The sequence below is a fragment of the Arthrobacter sulfonylureivorans genome, from assembly GCF_047607445.1.
In the GTDB taxonomy this organism is placed as follows: domain Bacteria; phylum Actinomycetota; class Actinomycetes; order Actinomycetales; family Micrococcaceae; genus Crystallibacter; species Crystallibacter sulfonylureivorans_A.
Map to the genome: position 1 here is coordinate 1 of NZ_JBLKRT010000077.1, position 3,362 is coordinate 3,362.

At 71.0% G+C, this 3,362-nt stretch carries 1 protein-coding gene and 1 pseudogene; both read right to left on the reverse strand.

Annotation, left to right across the window (positions count from 1 at the left end; translation table 11 throughout):
- Positions 1-988: pseudogene (locus tag ACMX2H_RS18795) on the reverse strand (hypothetical protein); the annotation flags it as partial.
- On the reverse strand, positions 985-3,362 hold a 2,378-nt coding region (locus tag ACMX2H_RS18800), incomplete at its 5' end, for a glycosyltransferase family 2 protein (RefSeq protein WP_414962781.1). The pseudogene ACMX2H_RS18795 and the gene ACMX2H_RS18800, both read right to left, overlap by 4 nt.

Sequence of the window (3,362 nt, forward strand, 5' to 3'; positions counted from 1 at the left end):
CGCCGTCGGAGGCCCGGTAGGTCATCGCGGCACCGGCAAGCGCAGTGGTCTCCCCCACCGGATCGGCCCGCAGAACCGTGGGCGCGGACAGCTCCTGCCCGGAAACGACGGATGCCACCACTTTGGTCTCGCCGGAGGACTCTGCCGTGGGTTCTGCGATGCGCTTGAGCGGCGTGTCTTCGCCGAGTTCGGTCAGCTCGCTGCCGGGGACCTTGCCGCTGAGGTCGCTGAGTACCAAAGCCCGCGCCCTGGTCTGGGCCGTGGTGGAAACCGGGCTGAATTGCGGATCGGTGGCGTCGGCGGCCGAATCCAGCAGCCGGAGCGGCTCCGGGCAGACCGCTGTGTAGTCACCGGCCGGGACGGCGGCGGAAACGGGTGGAAGCTCGGTGGCGGCGCCCGGGGCGTCCGCAAGACTGCCGGCGGCCACCGCCGCGCCGGTCAGCAGCAGAATCCCTGCTCCGGCGACGGCGCCGAAGGTCCGCCGGCCGCTGCCGCGCCCTGGCCCGGGTGCGGCGGTACCGCCCGACCGTGCCTGCATCTTGCCTGCGGCTGCATCGCGTGTCCGGTCACGCCGGGCGGCACGGCGGGCAGCCTTGCGGTCGATCGGCTGCACGGCTGTCGCCGGTTGTACGGACTCGGCCTCAGCTGCCGCCGGTTGGGCGGCGGACTCGGGCTTAGCAGCCGCCGGTTGAGCCGGCGCGGGCTCGGATGCCGCCGCCAGTTGAGCCTGCTCGGCCTCGTCGGTGGCCGGCTGGGTTGACTCAACTGCCGCCGGTTGACCCGGCTCGGCCTCGGCGGTCAACGGCGGGGTTGGCTCCGGGGCCGCGTCGGCCGACGACACGGCCCCGGCGTCGTCGGGCCGGGCAGCCTTCGCAGCCGTGTCGTGCTGCTTGCTCACGCCGTCTTCGGCTGGACCGGGAGCAGATGTGGCCCCGGTCCCTGCTCCTGTCGCCTCCGGCCGGTCGCCGCGGCCACCCGTCTCAGTCATCGTTGCTGTCCTTTTCCGGCCAACGCGGCGGTGGCATCGGCGTCCGGGTCTTCGAAAGCTGCACGTTGCAGTTCGGCGGTGCTGGCATCGGTCCCGGTGGTCTTGATGTGGTCGATTCGGCGCGGTGTGAACCGCCGGCGCGCCGGGATCGGAATGGCCAGCAGGACGGTCAGGCCGATCGCGAGCACCTGCAGGATGCCGATCCACGGCGACCACGGACTGGCATAGCCAATCTTCACGGTTCCTGCGGCAGCGGGGACCTCGAACGCCTGGGCCCAGCCGTCCTCCGATGCTTCCAGCCGCTGGCCATTCAAGGTTGCCGTCCAGCCCGGATCCTTGCGCTCGGCCAGGATCAGCCGTCGTCCGGAGTCTCCGGCGGGAATTTCAGCCTCAGCGGCGGTCCAGCCGGACGGGACCGTTTGCAGCAGGGCGCCGTTGGCGTCGACCAAACGCACCCGTGCCGTCAACGCACCGGCCTCTGTGCCGTCGTCCCCCGTTGTCCCAACAACACGCCAGAGCCAGCCGGCATCGGTGCGTCCCACGGAGGTCAGCCCAGGCACGGCGTCAATTCGGCCAGCCAGCAGTTCGGCCGCCGTGTCGGATTCCTGCAGCACCACAAAGTCCACGCCAAGACGCACCAGCGAAGGCCGCGGGTCCACTCCGGTACCTGCCACGATGACAGCCACCGTGCTGCGCAATTCGGCGTCGGCGTCGTCGTCGTCACCAACGGTGGCCTCGACCAGCGGACCCTCCAAGGAGCGTGCCGCATAGCTGGTGGAGAGTTGGTCCAGGGTGGTTCCGCTGCCGTGCATCACTGCCGCGGTCACCGTGCCGCCGGTGCCCGCGGTCAACACCAGCGCGCGTGCCTGCTCCGGCCCGGTCCCCCGGTCAGCCGCCGTCGCTGGAAGCGTGCGATCGGCCCCGGATTCGATGGACATCTGCGTGCCGAAATCGGTCAATGCGCGGGCCTCGGTGGAGGCTGTGTAGCCGGTGAACTGAGGCACCAGCCAGTGCGCCAGGCCGACCACCGGGCCCAGCCCCAAAAGCACTACGGCGGCTACCGCCACGGTGCGCCGCAGGCCGTTCCGCGACCGGTCCCACGCATCCATGCCCCGCTGCATCCGGTTTCCAGCGATCAAGGCCGCGGCCAGCAGCAGGAACATCGACACCGAGACAAAGGGGCCCGTAAACGGCGTGACCACAGCTCCCGGCGCGACGGCGGTGGCGAGCAAGGACGAGCCATAGGAAGCCGCCAGCGTCAGGAAGGCACCGAGCCAGAGCAGCCGCGCGCGGGCGGCTCCGTCGCCGCCGATCGCGCCGACTACCGCCAATGCAAGCATCGGCACGGCCGCGACCAAGGCGTAGACCAGCGCCCATGGCGCTTGCGCCAGATGATCCAGCACAGCTGCGCCGGCGAGTCCGTCGGCGGGCTCGAAGGCCAGCGGGAAACCCATCAGTTGCTGCCACAGTGGGGCCGCGTTGAAGGCCAGCGGCAGGCCGGGGTCGCCCAAGAGCGAACGCGGGTCGTTCAGCCCGGCAATGACCATGGGCAGGGCAAGTGCCAACGGCGGGACCAGCGACCACCAGACGGTCTTGGCCCGGCGGCCCAACGACAGCACCAGGATGCCAACGAAGACAACGGCTACCGGCAACAAGGCCGGCGCCGACGCCGTAATACCGGCCAGGCAGAGCCCGGCCGCTGCCGCCGCCGTCCATGAAGGATTCCCGTTGATGCCCGGTTTATGCACGGTCTCGAGCGACAGCAGCGGCCGGTTGGCATCGACGCGCTGCACGGCCGAACCTGTGGCCCGCAACAGGCCCAGCACGGCCCACGGGATCAGCAAGTGGGCCACCAGCGCACCCAGACGTCCGGTACCCAAAGCGACTTGGAACACGGGAACGCTCGCCCAGAAGATGGCTGCCCAGAAGCGCAGGCCGCGCCGCTGGGTGAGAGCCCCGGCAGCGAACCAAGCCCCGGCAGCGGCCAGTGGCATGGCCAGCATGACCAGCGTCACCACCGCGGCGGAGCCGTTCCCCAGCCCCAGCAGCGCCAAGACTGCGAGCACGTAGCCGAAGGGGTCGCCGTGCCCGGGCAGCCCCGAGCCCAGCGAGATCCACCAGCTGGACGCGTTGTGCCAGATCTCGGCGACGGACGCCGATACCGGCAGCAGCCCGCCGCCGACGAGCGCCGGGGCCCCGAAAAAGTCGAACATGCCAACCGCGGACACGATGGCCAGCACGACGGCGGCGACCACCAGTCCCGTACCGACCCAGGTCCGCGCGGGCGCCGCCAGCGCAGCGAAGTCATCGGACCCGCCGGTGGGCTGGTCACCGCTGCCGGCATCCGTGCCGGATCCGTCCCCCAGCACGCCTG